The sequence below is a fragment of the Moraxella cuniculi genome (assembly GCF_900637105.1).
Classification (GTDB): domain Bacteria; phylum Pseudomonadota; class Gammaproteobacteria; order Pseudomonadales; family Moraxellaceae; genus Moraxella; species Moraxella cuniculi.
In genome coordinates, this window is the sequence record NZ_LR134343.1 from 308,309 (window position 1) to 328,068 (window position 19,760).

Consider the following 19,760-nt stretch of genomic DNA (forward strand, 5'->3'; position numbering starts at 1 on the left):
CAAATAAAACCAAAATTCACCATTGGCGAAGTGGTTGCCATGCCATCTGACTGCATTGGTTGGTTATTTTTAAAATTACAGAAAACGCTACAGCACCACACAAAATCTTGGCATGGTTTTGTGCATGAGAGTGAATTGATAATACAAATCTACAAGTGAATACATGAGCATAAACGCCACAAACCGTCCGTGTCTGTCAGCGAATTTGTACAAATGGCACAACAGACAGCTGTGCCACGAAGGTTATTTTTTGATGAGTTTTTTGCCAAGTATAACACCTGCCAAAATCAACAAGCCTGCAATCAGCCCAACCACACCATTATACAGCGTCTCGGTCAAGCCACCGAACACGCCTGACAATGCCGACAGCGTCTGTGCTTGCTCGCTTAAGATTGCCACACCATGCACCAAAATACCGCCACCAACCAAAAACATCGCTACAGTTCCTGCGATTGACAAAAATCTCATCAGCTGTGGTGCAAAGGCAAGCAGCCCCCGACCCAGTGCTTGTGCGGCAGATGATGGCTTGTTCAGCAAATGCACGCCCATGTCATCAAGTTTGACAATCAGCCCAACCAAGCCATACACCCCCACCGTCATCAATATTGCAATCGCTGATAGTGCAGCTGCCTTGGTGGCAAGTGTCGCCGCCGTCATCACCCCAAGCGAGATAACGACAATCTCTGCCGATAGGATAAAATCGGTACGAATCGCACCACGGATTTTGTCTTTTTCGAGTGCAACCAAATCCACCTGCTCATCGGCATTGGCTTTTAGGCGTTGCTGATGGGCTGCATCGTCATCAGTATCATGTGGCAATAAACTTGGAGCGACTTTATGGACAACTTTTTCTGCCCCTTCATAGCACAAAAACGCCCCACCAATCATCAAAAGCGGCGTGATTAACCATGCTGCCACAGCACTGATAATCAAGGCTGCTGGCACCAAAATCAGCTTATTAACAAATGAGCCTTTTGCCACCGCCCAAACCACTGCCAATTCACGGTCGGCACGCACCCCTGTTACTTGCTGGGCATTGAGTGCCAAATCATCACCCAGCACCCCTGCGGTCTTTTTTGCCGCCAGCTTTGTCATTACCGAGACATCGTCCAAAATTGCTGCAATGTCATCAAGTAGCAGTAGTAAACTACCTCCTGCCATATTCTCACCTTTAGTTGTTGTTAAATTGCCAATTGGCACTGGCGGCTATTATAGCGATATTGTCTGACTTTTGTGTGGCAGATTTGTAGCCAATATCATCAAATCTCAAGGTCGCTTGCACACCATCACCGCACGCATGGGTCTGGGGTAGCCCTCTACGGTCTTGCTATTGTCATCACTGTCCAAAAAATCACCAAGCGAATGATAAGTCATCCAATCGGTTGCTCGCTGCTCATCGGTTGTGGTGATATTGACATCAACACAGCGAATATCCACAAATCCTGCTTTTTTGAGCCACACTGTCAGGGCTGCCACCGAAGGCAAAAAATACACATTGTTCATCATCGCATAGCGGTCTTGTGGTACCAGCACCGTATTTTCGTCCCCTGCCACCACCAAAGTCTCGAGCACCAGCTCGCCCCCATGTGCCAGCTGAGCTTTTAGCTGTGCCAAGCACTCAAACGGCGATGCCCGATGATACAACACCCCCATACAAAACACTGTATGAAACAACCCTGCCTGCCGTGTATCTTGGGGCAACTCCTCCAAACCCACAGGGATAAAGTGAATTGGCGATTGACCAAAACGATTGCCAAGCTCGCCCAAAAAATGCCGTATCGCCATAAATTGATGATAAAACAAACATGACGGATCAATCACCACCACCGTGCTGGCACCAGCACCAACCATACGAAAGCCATGATAACCAGAGCCGCCACCGACATCAAGCACTCGCCTGCCTGTCAAATCACTGATATGCGGCAGCACTCGCTCCCACTTTAGATCGCTACGCCACTCGGTGTCTATATGAATCGTCCTATCATCACGCCCAATGATAAAACCACCTTTTCGCCACGGCATCAGATTGGCAAGCAACGCCCTGCTGCGGCGATACTCACTGTCATCAAAAGCCACTTCGGCACGCACGCACGCCTCATCAAGATAGACAGCGGTTGGGGCAATTGGGGGCAGCTTATCGACCACCGACTGATAAAACGGTGCATGAGCATAGCGGTCTTTATTTTTGACGGCTGTCAGCCAATCAGGCAGTCGTTTTAGCCATTCATAGGCAATCGGATAATGCTGTGCCAGAGCAAACAATGTCTGATACAGTGCCTGCTCACTGCGTACAATACTTGTCATAATCTTAACTGTCAATCAACCAGCCGTTGGCTTGGCGTTATTTTAGGGTTTAAATGCCACAATTGAGGCAAAGTTTAGGAACATAAACCAAGTCAAGCACCGCTGAAAACCTGCTTGCTGTAGCCTGTCATAATGCGTCTGTAGCGTGTCGGTGATGAGGACATTTTCAAGGGCGTTGCGTTTGCCGCTGATTTCCATCTCGCTGTAGCCATTGGCTCTTTTAAAATCATAATACCGCTCAACACGCCAAGCATCATACTGCTCATCATCAAGATGGGTTTTTTCGGTCAAAATCAAAATACCCCCAGATGCCAACGCATGATAGCACTTGGTCAATAGCTCAAGTCGCCGATTCGGTGGCAAAAACTGCAAGGTCAAATTAATAATAATCAAATCGCACTCGGCAAATTCCACTTGACACACATCAGCACACTCAAAGCGGATATTGTGCTGCGGATAATGCTCGCTAAGCACTGTTTTTGCTTTATCAATCATCGGCTGCGAGATGTCAATGGCGACAATCTCAAGCTCATCTGCGGCAAATTTATCCGCCAAAGCAAAACTTGCCGCCCCAAGCGAAGTTCCCAAATCGTACACACGGCTAACCTTGTTGCCCTGTGCTGTCGTCTGGCGAAACAGACAATGCCTGCGTGCCAAAATCGGCAACATCGCCAGCATCTGCCCATAGCCTGGCACACTGCGGCGAATCATATCAGGAAAGCACGCCACCACTTCTTCATCAAAACTAAAGCGTGCGGATTTGTCCAAAGGCGTGGTAAATAAGGTATCGTGTTTGGCGTTTGGCATGGTTTGTGCTACACTAAAATGCGTCTATTATAGCATTGATTGGCACAAAAATTGCGATAAATAAACAAAATCCTTGGAGTGGTTATGAATAATACAACAACAATACTGCTGGGCGGTGGCTGTTTTTGGTGTACCGAATCGGTTTTTTGTTCTTTGTCAGGCGTGGTGTCGGTCGTCAGTGGCTATGCTGGCGGCACCGCCGAAACCGCCAATTATCCCGCCGTCTGCACAGGCAATACTGACCATGTTGAGGTGGTAGAGGTCAGCTATGACGAAACCATCATCAGCACGCATGATATTTTGTCGGTGTTTTTTGCCACACACGACCCCACCACCCTAAACCGCCAAGGCAACGACATTGGCACACAATATGCGTCAGTGATTTATTATTATAACGAAGCACAAGCCAAAACTGCCGAGCAGCTCATCACCGAGCTAAGCGATGATGGCATGAATATCGTTACCCGAGTGCAACCAGCTGTGAGCTTTTATCCAGCAGAAGCCTACCACCAAAACTACTATGCCAACAACCCCACGCAGGCTTATTGTGCGATGGTTATTCCGCCAAAACTTGCCAAATTGCGTGCCAGTTACGCACATTTGCTTCGCTCATAAACCACCCAAGCCAAATTATTTTGCGTGGTAATCTTACCGCTTTGTTGCTGATTTGGTTGATTTTGGCGAAATTGCCCAATTATTCACCGCCAAGATGATTTTTGTTTTGAATTTTTTGCCAAAATTGGCTAAGCTAGGCGTATTTGCCACAACTTAAGGATTCTTATGAAAATCTCCGCCTATCTAGCCCTTGTCTTGGCAGGCTTGGGTGCAGTTAGCACCGCATCTGCCAATGGCAATGACCTGCCCAATCTTAGCAACAGCGAGTTTCAGCAGTGCTTAAATACCCTAAAAAACACCGCTGCTTTTCGTGGCGTTTCTTCGGCAACCTTTGAGGCTTATCGCCCTGCACAGCCAGATCCGAGCGTGATTCGCTCACTGAATTATCAGCCCGAGTTTAAAAAAGATGTCTGGGATTATTTGGCATCGCTGGTTGATAGCGAACGCGTCGAAGATGGTATCCGTGCCAAGCGTGAGCAAGCCGATGTGCTACGGCGTATCGAAAGTCGCTATGGCGTCAAGCCTGAGCATGTGCTTGGCGTATGGGGCGTGGAGAGTAATTTTGGGCAAACGCTTGGCAAGAAAAATCTCTTTGACAGCCTTGCAACCCTCTCATGCTTTGATCGTCGCCAGTCATATTTTCGTGGTGAGTTTGCCAATGCCCTAAAAATCGTACAAAATGGCGACATCAGACCGCAGGATATGACAGGCTCATGGGCGGGTGCTTTTGGACAAACGCAATTCATGCCCAGCACATTCTTAGAGCTTGCGGTGGATTTTGATGGTGATGGTCGCAAAGACTTGGTAAACTCAAAAGCCGATGCACTGGCAAGCACCGCCAATTTTTTGGTAAAACGAGGCTATCGCAGTGGCGAGCCGTGGGGTTATGAAGTCAAGCTAAATGGCTATGATGGCTCAAGTGGCCGCCGCAATAAGCAGTCCATCAGCCATTGGCGATCACAGGGCATCACCCTGCCAAATGGTAAACCACTGCCTGACAATATGGCTTCGGCAGGTCTATTGTTGCCTGCTGGCAAAAACGGCCCTGCATTTTTGGTGGGCAAAAATTTTGACACCTTTTACAGCTACAATGCCTCAGAAAGCTACGCTTTGGCAATCGCCCATTTGTCCGATTTGATCACAAGCGAAAATACCAACACCGATTTTGCCACCGCTTGGCCAACTGATGACCCAGGCATCGGCCGCCGTGAAGCCAAAGAAATCCAGCAAGGGCTGATTGATGCAGGTTATGACATTGGGGCGGTTGATGGCATCATTGGCGACAACACCCGCCGTGCCATCATGGATTATCAACGCAAAGCTGGGGTCAATCCTGACGGCCGTGCAGGGCAAAAATTCCATCGGCTCATCACCAGTCAAGGCAAGCAAAACAGCACGCCTGCAAATAACTTGGGCAGCACAGCCACCAAGCCTAGCACCATCACGCCATCTGTCAGCAGCCCAACTGGCACGACCTATCGGCGTGTCATCAACGCTGACGGCTCGGCATCGCTTGTACCTGTCAAATAATCCCATCAAAAAATCCCAAGCCTACACTTGGGATTTTTAATCATGTTCAATCAATCGTCCTGCTTGTCATCGTCCCATTCGGCATAGGTTTTTGCTGGGTCAATGCCTTGGCTTTTTAGGTAAGCAACCTGCTCGGCAAGCGTGCGTTTTTTCTCGGCATCGTGCATGGTTTCGGTCAATTCATCAAATTTTTCAATTTCATCACGCAAGGTTGATTTGTCAGTTGTCATCACATACTCCTTTTAATGATTCAATGGTACGCAATCGCAGGTGCGTATGGCGACTGCCACCGCAGCGATTTATGTTATTACAACAAATTTTTATCAAAAATGCAAACCGTCATCGCTGGGGATAATGGTATTTTGTTGCAAGTTGCCCATCGCTGTCAGGTTAAATTTCTGCTGGATTGTTGATTTGTATATACCACAATGAAATTTTAGAGCGTTGTTTTGGTAGAAATACGAGTGGAATACAAAAGAGCCAAAATCTCCGATGTAAAAATATCGGAATATCGCAAAACAATGTAACTGCCATTCAAGAAAACCACCCAATGAAAAAAGTTATTTTGACTGTCTCAACCATTGCTTGTGGACTGCTGATTTTTTATCTGAATCATTTTCAAGCAAACAAGCACCCTGATGACAATCTGGTGGCTTTTTTGGTTATATTGCTGGTTATTTTAACTTTTTTACATATTGAAGTTTATAAAAAATAAACAAAAGCCACTTATTGGGCAATTTTACCACCCAAATCCATAATATTGCTATGGATATAAGGGGGCGAATTCACTGTCCACAAACGCCATCGGCACACCTGCCAATCGCTGTGCGGTATTTGCCACATCGCCTGCCATGCTTGATGCATAAAAAGTCAAAACAACATCGGCTGGCTGATGGTGGCTACTCTTTATCCCAAAAAAATCCAACAAAGATTTGACGCGTTCGGCAATCGCTGCCCCCGAATCAAGCAAAGCCATATTTACCGCACGGCTGTCAATCCATTCCTGCAAAAACTGGCGAAAAAATGGATAATGCGTACAGCCCAGCACCACCACATCAACCCCCTGACTGTGCCAAACCTGCATTTGTTCGATAAGCAAATCCGCCACCTGATGATCGATAGGCATACCCAGCTCCACCCATGGCACGAGCATCGGCTCAAAATGCTTATGCACGATTATCGCATTGGGCGTTGCCACTTCATCAATCACCTGTGCCAACAGTCTGCCTTGGAGCGTCGCCTGAGTGGCAAGCACGGCGATTTGCTTGTTTTGGCTGATTTGGCAAGCTGGCTTGACCGCAGGCACCAAGCCTACTATCGGCACGCTACAATGTGAACGCACCGCCGTCAATGCGTGTGCCGAAGCACTGTTGCAGGCTATGACAATCAGCTTGCAGCCTTGTTGGCAGAGCCAATCCACCGCTTGCAATGTCAAAAACAAAATCTCATCGCCAGACTTGCTGCCATAGGGAATGTTTTGCGTATCGGCATAATACACATAACGCTCATTGGGCATCAGTTGTTGCAGATGCCGAAACACCGACAAACCACCCACGCCCGAATCAAAAATACCAATCGGTGCATCGCTTGTCTTGGTCGTCAATTCTGTCTTGGTATCAATCATCAAGCACCATCACCCACACTATGACGGCAACCACCGTCCAACATGACACAATAATACGCCACAAAGGCTTTCTTATTATAACAAAACCTGCACAAAAACAATATCCGCTACCGCTCAGATGGCTCATTTGGCTGGCTGACAATATGCACCTTACCACCGCTTGTGATGTGCAAATGTGTGTGCGTATCAGTCTGATAAACCTCGCCAAGCTCCACCAAATGATACATGGCATTATTCATCAGCCGTGCCGTCAGATTAAAACGAGTATCAATATACAGCCGAGATACGCCCTCATACTCTGCAAAATACAAATCATGCTCATCATCAAGCCGTATCACATCGCCATTGGTTGTCTCAAACTCAACCCACAACAGCCCCAAATCCACAACCTGCCTTACTTGGTTGATAAACAATGGCGTATCTGCAACATCAATCCGATATTTGTCTGTTGGCGTTTTTAGATAATACACCTTTTGCCCATCAACATATTCCGCCCATAATACACTGGCAAATAAATCCACAAGTGACTGGCGGGTCATTTTTGTGCCTTCATGCCACCATTCGCCATTACTACAAATCTTAATATCCAGTGGCGAGGTGCTGTTCGGTTGCCATTTCTGCAAAGGCGGTATCTTGCGTGTGCGTTCTGCCGTGCCAGTTGCCGCATTCAAATCTTGGTTTAACTTATTGATTATATTTAAATTTTGTTTCATTTATCAATGCTCCATCAGCAGGCTTAAGAATTTGTTGCCATCGGCTTGTCCAAATCATCATAAGAAAATGACATAAATGCAGACCATGATAATACCGCCCAAGATTGGTATGCTTATCCACAGCAGCAACAAAAAAACTTGCCTAATTTGACAGGATTGCTACAATAAGCAGTAATATTTTATCACGAACCAAATTATTTGCCAGCCGAGCCTGATGGCGAGCACGCTTTTTTATAAATATTACATAATTATTTGAGGGTATTTTCATGCAAATTCAACGCGAATCTATGGAATTTGATGTGGTGATTGTTGGCGGTGGACCTGCTGGATTGTCAGCTGCCATTCGTCTGCGTCAATTGGCCATCGCCGATGGTCGAGATGATTTTAGCGTCTGTGTTATCGAAAAAGGCTCAGAGTTTGGTGCCCATACACTATCAGGTGCGGTGATGGAGACTCGGGCGTTGGACGAGCTGATTCCTGATTGGCAACAAAAAAATGCCCCACTGACCGTGGCAGCCACCGAAGATCGTGTCTATATGCTAACTGGTGCCACCAAAAGCGTCAAACTGCCAAGCTCAATCATACCAAGCAGTATGCACAACGAGGGCAATTATATTGTCTCATTGGGCAATGTCGTACGCTGGCTGGCAGAACAAGCCGAGAGCCTAGAGGTGATGATGTTCCCAGGCTTTGCCGCCAGCGATATCTTATACCATGAAGATGGCTCGGTGCGAGGAGTGGTAACAGGCGATATGGGGCTAAATGCCAAAGGCGAGCCTAAGCCAAGTTTTGAGGCAGGTTATGAGCTGGTTGCCAAATACACGATTTTTGCCGAAGGATGTCGTGGACATCTGGGCAAGCGACTCATCAGCCGCTTCCATCTGGACAAGGACAAAGACCCGCAGCACTACGGCATCGGACTAAAAGAATTGTGGGAGATTGATGCCGACAAGCACGAAACAGGTGTCATCATGCACGGCTCTGGCTGGCCATTGTCAGAGACAGGCACGACAGGAGGCTGGTTTTTGTATTTTGCCGAAAACAATCAAGTCAGTTTCGGTCTTGTGGTTGATTTATCATACCACAATCCTCATGTTTCGCCATTTGATGAACTACAAAGGCTCAAGCTACACCCTGTCATTCGCCCAATTTTGGAAGGTGGCAAACGCCTATCCTATGGGGCAAGAGCCTTGACCAAAGGCGGTCTGAACAGCTTACCAAAACTTAGCTTTGCTGGCGGGGTGCTAATCGGCGATGATGCAGGATTTTTAAACCCTGCCAAAATCAAAGGCACGCACACAGCGATGAAATCAGGCATGCTTGCTGCCGAGAGCATCTTTAACGCCATCAAAGCAGGTCGTAGCGGCGATGAAGTGCATGAATATCAGACCGCCTTTGAGAATTCATGGCTATTTGACGATGCTTATCAGGCACGCAATTTCTCACCTGCACAGCATCGCATGGGTGCTTGGTTGGGCGGAGCATTTTCTTTTGTAGAACAAAATCTACTCAACGGCAAAATGCCTCTGACCATCAACGATACCACGCCTGACTTTAGCACGCTGGACAAGGCAAGCCACGCCTACAAGCCAGACTATCCTCGTGCCGATGGCAAGCTGACCTTTGATAAGCTCTCCAGCGTCTTTATCTCAAACACCAACCACGCCGAAGATCAGCCCTGCCACTTACGCCTGACCGATCCGACCGTGCCGATTGCCAGCAACCTACCGCTGTACGCCGAGCCTGCTCAGCGTTACTGCCCTGCTGGCGTCTATGAAGTGGTGCAAAAAGAAGGCGAAGAGCCACAATTTGTCATCAATAGCCAAAACTGCGTCCACTGCAAAACCTGCGACATCAAAGACCCTGCCCAAAACATCACTTGGGTTGCTCCCGAAGGTGGCGGTGGCCCAAACTACCCAAATATGTAACACAACAACACGCCTACAAATGGCGTGTTTTTTATTTTTATAAATTTATTAGTTAATAAAACTTAACGCACGGAAAAATTGAAAAATTGAAAAATTGAAAAATTGAAAAATTGAAAAATTGAAAAATTGAAAAATTGAAAAATTGAAAAATTGAAAAATTGAAAAATTGAAAAATTGAAAAATTGAAAAATTGAAAAATTGAAAAATTGAAAAATTGAAAAATTGAAAAATTGAAAAATTGAAAAATTGAAAAATTGAAAAATTGAAAAATTGAAAAATTGAAAAATTGAAAAATTGAAAAATTGAAAAATTGAAAAATTGAAAAATTGAAAAATTGAAAAATTGAAAAATTGAAAAATTGAAAAATTGAAAAATTGAAAAATTGAAAAATTGAAAAATTGAAAAATTGAAAAATTGAAAAATTGAAAAATTGAAAAATTGCAATTAGCAAATTAACACGCTTAATCTACTTTAATAAAAGATTTTGGCGTATCTGGCAGGATAATTTGCCAAGCCGATGATGGCAATTGATTACACCGCCAGCCCTTGGTTTGCTGGCTAAAATTATTGCGAAGATTTGGATTGGCGATGGCTATGCAGCAGCTCATGCGACACCATCTCTAGCACCTTGTTATCGCCATATTGGGCACTGCGGCGGATAAGTCGTGAAGGACTGTGCATCAATGTGCGGCTGACACGATGGGCAAATTGCTCCAAGACAGCTTTGGCATCTTGACCTTGTTCAAGCTGTGCCATCGCCTCTGACAACAACGAATCTGTATAATCCTGTGCCATCTGCCGATAATTGTGGATATGACTGCGTGCCAGCTGAACCTGCATTTGTGCCTCTATCTCAGCAACCAGCTGACCAACCAACAATTCCGCCTCAACAGCCGCCTGCTGACGCTCTGCCATATTGCCTGCAATCACATGTTGCAAATCATCAACCGAATACAAATACACATCGTCCAGCTCGCCAACTGCCGACTCAATGTCTCGCGGCACCGCCAAATCCACCAACAACATCGGCTGATGGCGGCGAATCTTGAGTGCTTGCTTAACCATCGCCACATCAATGAGCGTTTGCATACTGCCACTGCAACTGCTGACAATATCCGCCTGTGGCAAAATCTCTGGCAATTGCTCAAGCGTGGCAAGCTGCAATTGCAACTGCCGACCTGCCGCTGTTGCCATTGCTTGCAGTTCATCGGCCAATGCTTCGGCTCGTGCAGGACTGCGGTTGGCGATGATGATTTTTTTTACGCCCAATGCGGCAACATTATGAGCCACCAAGCGGTTCATCTCCCCTGCTGCCACCAACAAAAAACTAAGCTCGCTTGGATTGTCAAAAATCTGCGTGGCAAGTTTGGCAGTGGCAAAGCCCAAAGTTACCGCCTGTTCGCCAAGCTTGGTATCACGGCGGACAGTGCGAGCAGCGGCAAATACTTGCTGAGTCAGCCAGCCAAACTCTCTATCAACACCGCCATGCTCGCGACTGATGGCAACCGCTTGGCGAATCTGCCCCAAAATCTGCGGCTCACCCAATATCATCGAATCAAGCCCCGCTGCCACACGCAACCAGTGGTTCAACGCACGAGAATCTTGATAAGTGTACAGATAAGGTGCAATCTCATCAAACGCTACGCCTTTAAATTGAGCAAGCCACTGGGCAACGGCATGCAGGTTTGCTGGCATTGTCTGCACGACATCATCATCTGCCATCATCTCATCAGCGGCAGAGTCATCAGTAATGCCTACATACAGCTCGCTGCGATTGCAAGTTGAAACAATGGCACAACCTGCAACCTGTGATGATAATTGCGTGATTGCCTGTGGCATATCCGAGCCAAACGACAGCCGCTCCCTTAACGCAACAGGGGCAGTCTTATGATTGACTCCGATAACCGCTAATCTCATAACAAACCGTCAAAAATGGCACAAATAATTAAACTGCCTATTATAACAGCTAACGGCGTTTTTGTGGCAAATTCGCCAAGAAATTACGCATGGTTTTGCTAAATTTTTCTACCGACAATCATTTTTGACAAAAACTTGGTAACAAATCAGCCCAAGTGGGATATTTTTGCAATTTTCTTGTCATTTTTTGTTGGTTTTATTTGCACTTATCAAAAACAGCCTTATAATATAGTTTTGGGATTTGGCGTGGTTTATACTCATCATGAAGCAATTTTGGTGCAATCGGCGAATTTGGCGAAAAGGCAACACCAAGCGTGTGGCTTATCAGCCTGCACCTACAATTTGCCCGCCAAAATGTTCACACAGCAAATCTGCCCATCGCCCATCAACGCTCACCCTGTGCCTAAGTGCCACCCTGTTGATTGGCACTTCGCTGATGGCAACCAATGCTCAAGCGAACATCTTCGATCCTTTGCTTAGGATATTATTGCCTTTTTATAAGCCTGCACCCCAAGCAGAAAATAACCCTGCCACCGAGCAAGCAGACACCGCCGATGCAGATGACGCACCACCGTCATTGCCTGATGATGGCAATGATGACCCCTTGCCATCTTTGCTGATGACAGATGATACGCTGGCAACTGGCGAGCCTGATTTGCAGGCAGATATTGCCGCCATGCTCTCTGATGACACGCTGATTGCCGATGATATCGAGCCTGTGCTTGATACGCCCGATTTGTACGCACTGCTCAAGGCTGAATTTGCCGCCGATCGAGGCGAGATTGCCAAAGCGTTAAGCATTTATAAGATGGAATCTTTTAAAAAAAATGCCACCAGCGTGTTTGAGCGTGCCTTATCTTTGTCCATTGAATACGAAACGCCCAACAAATCACTTGCCTTCGCCAGTGCATGGCAAGCCACCAACCCTGAGCATATGCCTGCTTGGTTTTATGTAACGCATTTGGCACTCAAGGCAGGTGAGTACAAACAAGCCGCCGCCATGCTTTCAACCATTTTGCACTACGATCCTCGTGCTGATTTGGGGCAAATTTTGACAGGTATTATTCCACCAAAAGCCGAAGACAAGCGTGCTTTGTTATACGCCCTGCAAGGACTGGGCGAGACCAACGCCTCTATTGCTGTGTTGCGTGCTGGTATCTTGATGGGGCTAAACGACCCTGAAGCGGCACGATTGCACATCAACCAAGCCCTTGCCAGTGAGCCTACCAACCTAGCATTCATCACGCTAAAGCTCAATGTACTGCGTGCTGCTGGTCGCATGGACGAGCTGTGGCAATTTTTATCGCAAGCACGCAAACAACAACCAACCGAAAAAGAGCTATACCTGTACGAAGCTCGCTATCTTATCGAAACAGGCGATTTGACCAAAGCATGGCAACTGCTCAATGAAGCGGTAAAAAACACCAAAGACAAAGACATTACGCTATTGGCTGGATTGGTCGGGCTAGACAGTGCCCGTTTTGCCGATGCCATTGCTTTGCTTGAGCCACTCACAAAACTGCCAGACATCGCCAACCAAGCCAATTATTACATCGGTATCGGCTATGAACGGCTGGGCGATACAACCAATGCACGACTGCATTATGAAAAGGTCAATCACTACGAATATGTGCTTGATGCCACCAAAAAAACCGTCGGGTTTTATTTGGCAGAAAACAACAGCGATGCTGCCATCAAGGCACTGGTGCGATTGCGTGATGAATTTAGCTCTTATGCCACCGACAGTTATATCTTGCAGGCGGAGATTTATTTGCGGCAAGGCAACAAACAACAAGCCAAAGACCTGCTCACCATCGCCAATCGTGAGCTGACCAATGACGATCGTCTGCTGTATGCCAGTTTTCAATTGTTAGAAGATGAATTGGAGCCAGAAGATAAGCGACAAGCCATCAATCGCCTGCTTGAGATTGATAGCTTTAACCCCTACTATCAACTGGCAGATGCCAAATTTCGCCTAAGCCAAAACCCCAATGACGCACAGGCATTGGACACTGCTTTGGCAATCAGCAATATCAACTTTGATGACCCAAGCTACGACAGTCAATTGCAGCTTGATGCCCTATTGGTGCTTGCCAATCATGCCCTAGCTCAGAACAATTACGATGCGGTCATTGACTATCTACAAGCCCCTTATGAAGTCATGCCAACACTGCCTGCTGGCATTACTTTGTTGCGTGCTTATCAAGGATTGGGCGATACCGAAGCAGTCAATACACTGCTTGCCGACCTCCAAACTCGTTTCTTAAACAACCAAGATGCACAGCTTGACAGTCAGATTTATTAAAACGGTAATCCACTTATGAATAACACTACAGCACATGATTTGCCAGTCCAACGCCCAGTGGCAATCACCATCAAAAAAGCCGTCCTGTCTTGCGGGCTGACCGCCTTATTGCTTGGCGGCTGTGCAACCACACAAGGCATTACGCCATCAAGCACCCCCCAAACTGCTGACGCACCGATTCAATTTGCCATCACAGGCAAGATTGGCATCATCACCCTGACACAAGATGGTAGGCAATCAGGCAGTGCATTCTACGCTTGGTCGCAACAAGGTGAGCGATTTGCAATGGATTTGACAGGGGCGTTGGGCATTGGAGCGACTGAAATCCGCTATGATGGCACAACTGCCACGCTCTCAAGCGAACGCACAGGCACAATCACAGCGGACAGTCCAGAGGCTTTGTTGTACAATGCAACAGGCTGGCAAGCTCCCATTTCCCAGTTGCCCTATTGGATTGTTGGTCGCATATCGCCCAGCGACTCTGACAGCACTCAAGATGCCACAGGTCGCCTAGTGCGTGCTGTTAATGGTGCATGGGTTGCAGAATTTTCTTATAACCAAACCAATCTACCAACACGGTTACAAATCACGCACGCTGACGGTCATCGTGTTACCCTGACCATTGCTCATCAATAGGCTACCTATGTCTTTGACAGTATTTTCTCCTGCCAAAATCAACTTATTTTTGCACATTACTGCCAAGCGAGATGACGGCTATCACAATATCCAAAGTGTCTTTCGTGCTTTGGATTTTGGTGATTGGCTGACATTTATGCCAGCTGCTGCTGATGCACCATTATTAACCTTGACAGGTGCTGATACCTTGACCGCCAACCTGCACGACAACCTAATCAGCCGTGCCACGACTGCTTTGGCAACACGCTACCCAGATGCTGCCACGCCCATCGCCATTCATCTGGACAAAAAAATCCCCACAGGTGCAGGATTGGGCGGTGGCTCAAGCAATTGTGCCACCACGCTTATCACCCTAAACCAACTGTGGCAACTAAACCTATCCACCGATGAGTTGCTCGCCATTGGCAGAACCTTGGGGGCAGATGTGCCATTTTTTATTTTCAGCCACGCCCAGCAAGCAGACGCACACGCTTTGGGCATTGGTGATGAGCTATCAGCACTATCACTGCCCGCTGCTCGCTACTTGCTGCTTTTTCCGCAGGCTCATTTGGCAACCAAAACATTATTTGCCCACCCAGAGCTGAACAAAAATCACGCCCTCTTGGACAATATTGACGCACGCTATTTGGAATACGGCGAACGCTTGGAGGCTGGCTTTTACAACGCCTTTGAAGCCATCGCCAGCAAAATCAACACCCAAGTCGCCACCGCCTTAGATTATTTGCAACGCTTGGCTGCCATCACCAACACCCACCCAAGGCTAACTGGTACAGGCAGCACAGTTTTTTTGCCAATTCCTGCCCACATTGATTTGTCCGAATTAACCGCATGGCAACTGTCCGCCCCTTGTCCCTGCGTGGTTGCTGACAGTCTCTATCCTGCATCAGAAAATTTATAAAATTATTATTTTTCAATAACTTATATAAATTTTCAATAAATTTTTGGAAAAATTCTTGCAATTTGACAAAAATTTGGTATAATTTTTTGCCTATACAGGGGTATCGCCAAGTTGGTAAGGCATCAGGTTTTGATCCTGACATTCGTTGGTTCGAGTCCAGCTACCTCTGCCAATTTTCTTGTGATAATGCACTGCATTTTACAAGTCAAAGTTCGCAATCTTTAAAATTGCACCTTAGGGGTATCGCCAAGTTGGTAAGGCATCAGGTTTTGATCCTGACATTCGTTGGTTCGAGTCCAGCTACCTCTGCCAAATCCAAATCAAGCCAGCCAATCGGTTGGCTTGATTTTTTTGTATCAGTACCGCCTTATTGCACGGTGGCAAAAATTATCACAAAAACCGCCAAAAAACAGCAAAGATTGTGTAATTTTTTGCTCAAAAATGCTAAAATATACCCAAATTTGATGGCTCTTTAGCCCCAATTCGCTTTTATAGGATTTTTACCATGTCATATATGGCTGTCTTTTCAGGTAGTGCCAACCCACAACTTGCCCAAACCGTTGCCGACAACTTGCACATTCCATTGGGCAAAGCGGATATTACTCGCTTTTCTGATGGTGAAATCGCCATTGAGGTCAAAGAAAATGTGCGTGGCAAAGATGTATTTATCTTGCAGCCAACCTGTGTACCAACCAACGACAATCTGATGGAGATTGTCCTGCTGGCTGATGCGTTGCGTCGCTCAAGTGCAGGTCGTATCACTGCTGTGATTCCTTATTTTGGCTATGCTCGCCAAGATCGCCGCCCTCGCTCTGCTCGTGTGCCTATTTCAGCGAAAGTTGTTGCTGATATGCTATCAATTGCAGGCATTGATCGTGTGATGATGGTTGATTTGCATTCAGATCAGATTCAGGGCTTTTTTGATGTGCCTGTGGACAATCTGTACGGCACGCCTGTGTTGTTACGCGACCTTAAGCAACAAAACTACGAAAACCTGATGGTGGTTTCGCCAGATGTTGGTGGCGTTGTGCGGGCTCGTGCCATGGCAAAACTGCTTGGCGATGCCGACCTTGCCATCATTGACAAACGCCGTGCCCGTGCCAATGAATCGCAAGTCATGCATATCATCGGCGATGTTTCTGGTCGTGATTGCGTCATCGTTGATGATATTGTTGATACCGCAGGCACGCTATGCAAGGCCGCCCAAGCCCTAAAAGACAACGGTGCCAACCGTGTGGTTGGTTACATCACCCACCCTGTATTATCAGGCAAGGCAATCGAGACCATTGCCAATTCTGCACTTGACGAGCTGGTTGTTACCGATACCATTCCATTGTCAGAGGCTGCCGCTGCCTGTGCCAATATCCGCCAAGTCAGTATTGCTGCGATGATTGCCGAGGCATTGCGTCGTATCAATAACGAAGAATCCATCAGCGCCATGTTTGAGTACGATGTCTGATTTGCACTCTGACCGCCGAGAATATCGGCGGTTTTTTTAATCTAGGTGGATTCATTGACCAATCCACCTTTCAAACATCATCTTGTGCTTTGGTAGCACAGCTTACTTTGGAATAAATGCCTTATTTATTAATCAACAAATCAAGCCGCCACAAACCCACTACAACCATCACCCAAAAATATAAAAAGGTCAAGCAAAACTTGACCCAGTCTGATAGCTATACCGCTCATTGTACACGAGCATTTATAGCATACGAGATAGTAGCTTGTCCTTCATGACAAACTGATGATACAGTGCTGCCAAAATATGAGCCGCCACCAATGCAAGCAAGGCTGGCCAGATCAAATTCTTGTGCAGGTTCATCATCATACTGCCCAGCTCGTCATTGGGCGTTGCAAATCCTGCAATTGGCAGCACGCCAAAAACATTCACCCCATAGCCAAACGCCATCGAAGCAAGTAAGCCTGTCAGCGGCATGGCGAGCATCGCCACATACAACAAGCCATGTACCGCAACTGACAATCCGTGCTGCAACTTCGACATCGCCACAGGGCTTGGTGCTGCACTGACAAAGCGATTAATCAAACGCAAAACCGTCCAAATCAAAAAGCTAAACCCCACTGATTTATGCAGGCTGATAAACTCCTCACCTTGATTGATGATTACCACCGCCGCAACAATCAATGCTGCACCCACCCAGTGAAAAATGCGTGCTGCTATATTGTATTTTGACACATAAGATGCCGCCGTCTGACTCATAAATTCTCCTTTTGGTTGAACTTGATATTTGCTGGCGACCACCATGCTGCCAAATCAAGCATCGCAGCATTGTTATACTTGGGTCTTAACTATACTGGCTAAATATCAAGCAATTGATTATTTTGAATAAATTCCAACAATTTTATCAAGATTTATTCAGTTTTTTATTGCTTAAATGTTGGAATTTTGTACCAATATACTTGGCAATTAGTGAAACACTGCCACCAATACCGCACAAAGCCAAAAGCCGATATTTTCCTACAAACAAAACCATGTTAAGATAATCTGATAATCCATTTTAACACGCCAAAGCCATGCCAACAAAAATACCAGCAGCTCATCAATGCAGCCATCATTTACAACGCCGTGCCTTGGCGGTGATTTTGTCCGCCCTGCTATTATCCGCCTGCACCGAACCTACAAACAGCCAGCCAGCCACTGGCGATACCATCACACTGCCCAAGCAAGCAGTGATGACCGTAAAAATGGTCAAGTATCAGCCCAGCTTCGCCTTTGTTGGGGTCATCACGCCCATCAAAAAAACCACACTCACAGCATTAACCCCTGCCAGCATTAGCAGCATCAGCGTACAAGCTGGCGACAGTGTCAAAAAAGGCGATGTTTTGCTGACTTATCTGCCCGATACATTGGCACAAAGCAACCAATCTGCCACGCCGTTTGAGCTGACTGCACCATTTGACGGAACGATTGACAAAATTTTTGCCCAAACAAACCAAAGCTATGACAAGGCGGACGCTTGGCTTGAGATTAGCGACACTTCACAATTAAAATTCATCAGCCAGCTCTCTGCCAGTTTGCTTGAGCATATCCAAGTTGGCGATGCGGTGAATTTTGGGGTTGATGGCGTCAGTCATACAGGGCAAATCAGCCAAGTAGACATTGATAAAGACAATCCCAACCTCATCAATGTCCATGTGATTATTGACACCACCAATGACGAGACGGCAGATTTGCTGGGGCGTGGCGTGGTTGGTCATATCAACTACGGTCAGATTCAGGTTGGGGTCGTCATGCCTGCCGATGCGGTTTATGATGCAGCATTACAGCCTGCTGATTTGAGCTTATTTTTGCAGCCACCGCACAAGCCTGCCACGCCTGTTGATGGTTTTGTTTGGGTTATTAAACAAGATCACAGCTTGTCCTTGTCGGCGGTCAAACTGGTTGAATATTATCCAAAAACGCAGCAATTCTTGGTGCAGGGCATCACAGAGGATAGCTTGGTCAGCACCGCCAAACTTGATAAGCAAGCACATGGTAAACAAGTCATGCTGCAATAATGCACAAACTACGGATATCTTACAAATGTTACGCTTATCTATAATCTGTTGCGTATTTTGGAAAATTGGGCAAAGTTTATGCAATTTGCTACAAATTTACTCTTGCCAAGCCAGCAAAAACTTGGCAAGATATACTTATTGCAATTAATTTATATTCAATAAGTGATTAGATTGCTTATTATTACTACAGACAGGTATTAAAATGAATAAACAAATCCTACTCATCGAAGACGATCCAGATTTGGCAGAATTAATCAGCGATTATCTGTCAATGAATTATTATGAAGTGCATCATGCTGCCACAGGACAGGCGGGGCTTGATATTTTGGAAGCCAAAGAGCGTGAAATTAGCTTGATTGTGCTGGATTTAATGCTGCCTGACATGGACGGCATGCAAGTCTGCCAAAAAGTGCGTGGCTCAAAAAATAACGCCATCAACAAAGTTCCCATCGTCATGCTAACCGCCAAAGGCGACACCACCGACCGTGTGCTGGGTCTTGAGATGGGTGCTGATGACTACATCGCCAAGCCCTTTGAACCTCGAGAATTGCTTGCCCGCATCCGTGCAGTATTGCGTCGCCACGAGACACCAAACCAAGCAGACACCAGCTCAGGCAGTCTAAGTTTTGGTCGCTTGACGGTATATCCAGACAGCCACGAAGTTACCATTGACGAAAAAACCGTCCGTCTGACCACGCACCAATTCCAGTTGCTGCATTATTTTGCCACGCACGCAGGCAAGGTACTAAACCGTGAGCAGCTGTGGCAAGCCATGCCAAATGATGACAGCTCGGAAAATATTGACCGTGCCATTGATGTGCATATTTCACGCTTGCGAGCCTTGATTGAAGACAATCCACGCCAGCCCAAACGCATCATCACCGTACGCGGAGTTGGCTATCAGTTTGCAACCGACCAAGTCTAATGACCAAGCCATCAAGCAGTCGCCTGATGGCTTAAAATAATA

Annotated in this window: 17 protein-coding genes and 2 tRNA genes; 11 read left to right on the forward strand and 8 right to left on the reverse strand. The window is 46.6% G+C overall.

Annotated elements, in window-relative coordinates:
* Positions 1 to 243: 243 nt before the first annotated feature.
* From EL162_RS01500 to cmoA, 3 genes are all read right to left on the reverse strand, one after another.
* The gene (locus EL162_RS01500; protein ID WP_076554896.1) at positions 244 to 1,161 is read right to left on the reverse strand and encodes a DUF808 domain-containing protein; all 918 of its coding nucleotides are present in this window, start codon (positions 1,159 to 1,161) and stop codon (positions 244 to 246) included.
* 105 nt (positions 1,162 to 1,266) lie between these two features.
* Positions 1,267 to 2,304, reverse strand: coding sequence for a tRNA 5-methoxyuridine(34)/uridine 5-oxyacetic acid(34) synthase CmoB (cmoB, locus tag EL162_RS01505; protein ID WP_076554895.1), 1,038 nt, complete (start codon positions 2,302 to 2,304; stop codon positions 1,267 to 1,269).
* Positions 2,305 to 2,346: 42 nt separating this feature from the next.
* The gene (gene cmoA / locus EL162_RS01510) at positions 2,347 to 3,111 is read right to left on the reverse strand and encodes a carboxy-S-adenosyl-L-methionine synthase CmoA (RefSeq protein ID WP_126329600.1); all 765 of its coding nucleotides are present in this window, start codon (positions 3,109 to 3,111) and stop codon (positions 2,347 to 2,349) included.
* Between the two features lie 84 nt (positions 3,112 to 3,195).
* On the opposite strand from cmoA, the gene msrA reads away from it, so the two are divergent.
* Together msrA and EL162_RS01520 are read left to right on the forward strand one after the other, a co-directional pair.
* The gene (gene msrA, locus EL162_RS01515; RefSeq protein WP_076554893.1) at positions 3,196 to 3,726 is read left to right on the forward strand and encodes a peptide-methionine (S)-S-oxide reductase MsrA; all 531 of its coding nucleotides are present in this window, start codon (positions 3,196 to 3,198) and stop codon (positions 3,724 to 3,726) included.
* 165 nt (positions 3,727 to 3,891) lie between these two features.
* Positions 3,892 to 5,256 carry a lytic murein transglycosylase gene (locus tag EL162_RS01520; protein ID WP_126329602.1) on the forward strand — a complete coding sequence of 455 codons (1,365 nt, stop codon included), beginning with the start codon at positions 3,892 to 3,894 and terminating at the stop codon, positions 5,254 to 5,256.
* Positions 5,257 to 5,306: 50 nt separating this feature from the next.
* Here EL162_RS01520 and EL162_RS01525 read toward each other — a convergent pair whose 3' ends face one another.
* From EL162_RS01525 to EL162_RS01535, 3 genes are all read right to left on the reverse strand, one after another.
* Complete coding sequence (locus EL162_RS01525; RefSeq protein ID WP_076554891.1) at positions 5,307 to 5,486, reverse strand: hypothetical protein; 180 nt, start codon at positions 5,484 to 5,486, stop codon at positions 5,307 to 5,309.
* Between the two features lie 533 nt (positions 5,487 to 6,019).
* On the reverse strand, positions 6,020 to 6,880 hold the full coding sequence (gene murI / locus EL162_RS01530; RefSeq protein ID WP_126329604.1) for a glutamate racemase: 861 nt from the start codon (positions 6,878 to 6,880) through the stop codon (positions 6,020 to 6,022).
* 107 nt (positions 6,881 to 6,987) lie between these two features.
* Positions 6,988 to 7,593 carry a DUF1285 domain-containing protein gene (locus EL162_RS01535; RefSeq protein WP_126329606.1) on the reverse strand — a complete coding sequence of 202 codons (606 nt, stop codon included), beginning with the start codon at positions 7,591 to 7,593 and terminating at the stop codon, positions 6,988 to 6,990.
* Positions 7,594 to 7,859: 266 nt separating this feature from the next.
* On the opposite strand from EL162_RS01535, the gene EL162_RS01540 reads away from it, so the two are divergent.
* Entirely contained in the window at positions 7,860 to 9,521 is a 1,662-nt protein-coding gene (locus EL162_RS01540; protein WP_126329608.1) for an electron transfer flavoprotein-ubiquinone oxidoreductase, read from the forward strand.
* Positions 9,522 to 10,085: 564 nt separating this feature from the next.
* Here the strand turns inward: EL162_RS01540 and hemA are convergent.
* Positions 10,086 to 11,438 carry a glutamyl-tRNA reductase gene (gene hemA / locus EL162_RS01545; RefSeq protein ID WP_126329610.1) on the reverse strand — a complete coding sequence of 451 codons (1,353 nt, stop codon included), beginning with the start codon at positions 11,436 to 11,438 and terminating at the stop codon, positions 10,086 to 10,088.
* A 262-nt stretch (positions 11,439 to 11,700) separates the two neighbouring features.
* On the opposite strand from hemA, the gene EL162_RS01550 reads away from it, so the two are divergent.
* From EL162_RS01550 to EL162_RS01575, 6 genes are all read left to right on the forward strand, one after another.
* The gene (locus tag EL162_RS01550; RefSeq protein ID WP_227543417.1) at positions 11,701 to 13,743 is read left to right on the forward strand and encodes a tetratricopeptide repeat protein; all 2,043 of its coding nucleotides are present in this window, start codon (positions 11,701 to 11,703) and stop codon (positions 13,741 to 13,743) included.
* A 69-nt stretch (positions 13,744 to 13,812) separates the two neighbouring features.
* Positions 13,813 to 14,379 (forward strand): lipoprotein insertase outer membrane protein LolB, encoded by a 567-nt coding sequence (gene lolB, locus EL162_RS01555; RefSeq protein ID WP_126331631.1) that lies wholly within the window; start codon positions 13,813 to 13,815, stop codon positions 14,377 to 14,379.
* Between the two features lie 7 nt (positions 14,380 to 14,386).
* The gene (gene ispE / locus EL162_RS01560; protein ID WP_126329612.1) at positions 14,387 to 15,277 is read left to right on the forward strand and encodes a 4-(cytidine 5'-diphospho)-2-C-methyl-D-erythritol kinase; all 891 of its coding nucleotides are present in this window, start codon (positions 14,387 to 14,389) and stop codon (positions 15,275 to 15,277) included.
* 96 nt (positions 15,278 to 15,373) lie between these two features.
* Positions 15,374 to 15,449: transfer RNA gene (locus EL162_RS01565), tRNA-Gln, on the forward strand.
* Positions 15,450 to 15,513: 64 nt separating this feature from the next.
* Positions 15,514 to 15,589: transfer RNA gene (locus EL162_RS01570), tRNA-Gln, on the forward strand.
* A 193-nt stretch (positions 15,590 to 15,782) separates the two neighbouring features.
* Positions 15,783 to 16,736: a ribose-phosphate pyrophosphokinase gene (locus EL162_RS01575; RefSeq protein ID WP_076554883.1), complete on the forward strand. Its 954-nt coding sequence runs from the start codon at positions 15,783 to 15,785 to the stop codon at positions 16,734 to 16,736.
* Positions 16,737 to 16,979: 243 nt separating this feature from the next.
* Here the strand turns inward: EL162_RS01575 and EL162_RS01580 are convergent, their stop codons facing one another.
* Positions 16,980 to 17,495, reverse strand: a complete 516-nt coding sequence (locus EL162_RS01580) for a cytochrome b (protein ID WP_076554882.1) — start codon at positions 17,493 to 17,495, stop codon at positions 16,980 to 16,982.
* A 314-nt stretch (positions 17,496 to 17,809) separates the two neighbouring features.
* Between EL162_RS01580 and EL162_RS01585 the strand changes: the two genes are divergently transcribed.
* The gene (locus EL162_RS01585; RefSeq protein WP_126329614.1) at positions 17,810 to 18,793 is read left to right on the forward strand and encodes an efflux RND transporter periplasmic adaptor subunit; all 984 of its coding nucleotides are present in this window, start codon (positions 17,810 to 17,812) and stop codon (positions 18,791 to 18,793) included.
* Between the two features lie 202 nt (positions 18,794 to 18,995).
* Positions 18,996 to 19,718 (forward strand): response regulator transcription factor, encoded by a 723-nt coding sequence (locus EL162_RS01590; RefSeq protein ID WP_076554881.1) that lies wholly within the window; start codon positions 18,996 to 18,998, stop codon positions 19,716 to 19,718.
* Positions 19,719 to 19,760 lie beyond the last annotated feature (42 nt).

Coding starts and splice junctions, on each gene's coding strand:
- EL162_RS01500 (WP_076554896.1), bottom strand. CDS start 1,161: ATGGCAGGAGGTAGTTTACTACTGCTACTTGATGACATTGCAGCAATT.
- cmoB (WP_076554895.1), bottom strand. CDS start 2,304: ATGACAAGTATTGTACGCAGTGAGCAGGCACTGTATCAGACATTGTTT.
- cmoA (WP_126329600.1), bottom strand. CDS start 3,111: ATGCCAAACGCCAAACACGATACCTTATTTACCACGCCTTTGGACAAA.
- msrA (WP_076554893.1), top strand. CDS start 3,196: ATGAATAATACAACAACAATACTGCTGGGCGGTGGCTGTTTTTGGTGT.
- EL162_RS01520 (WP_126329602.1), top strand. CDS start 3,892: ATGAAAATCTCCGCCTATCTAGCCCTTGTCTTGGCAGGCTTGGGTGCA.
- EL162_RS01525 (WP_076554891.1), bottom strand. CDS start 5,486: ATGACAACTGACAAATCAACCTTGCGTGATGAAATTGAAAAATTTGAT.
- murI (WP_126329604.1), bottom strand. CDS start 6,880: ATGATTGATACCAAGACAGAATTGACGACCAAGACAAGCGATGCACCG.
- EL162_RS01535 (WP_126329606.1), bottom strand. CDS start 7,593: ATGAAACAAAATTTAAATATAATCAATAAGTTAAACCAAGATTTGAAT.
- EL162_RS01540 (WP_126329608.1), top strand. CDS start 7,860: ATGCAAATTCAACGCGAATCTATGGAATTTGATGTGGTGATTGTTGGC.
- hemA (WP_126329610.1), bottom strand. CDS start 11,438: ATGAGATTAGCGGTTATCGGAGTCAATCATAAGACTGCCCCTGTTGCG.
- EL162_RS01550 (WP_227543417.1), top strand. CDS start 11,701: ATGAAGCAATTTTGGTGCAATCGGCGAATTTGGCGAAAAGGCAACACC.
- ispE (WP_126329612.1), top strand. CDS start 14,387: ATGTCTTTGACAGTATTTTCTCCTGCCAAAATCAACTTATTTTTGCAC.
- EL162_RS01575 (WP_076554883.1), top strand. CDS start 15,783: ATGTCATATATGGCTGTCTTTTCAGGTAGTGCCAACCCACAACTTGCC.
- EL162_RS01580 (WP_076554882.1), bottom strand. CDS start 17,495: ATGAGTCAGACGGCGGCATCTTATGTGTCAAAATACAATATAGCAGCA.
- EL162_RS01585 (WP_126329614.1), top strand. CDS start 17,810: ATGCCAACAAAAATACCAGCAGCTCATCAATGCAGCCATCATTTACAA.
- EL162_RS01590 (WP_076554881.1), top strand. CDS start 18,996: ATGAATAAACAAATCCTACTCATCGAAGACGATCCAGATTTGGCAGAA.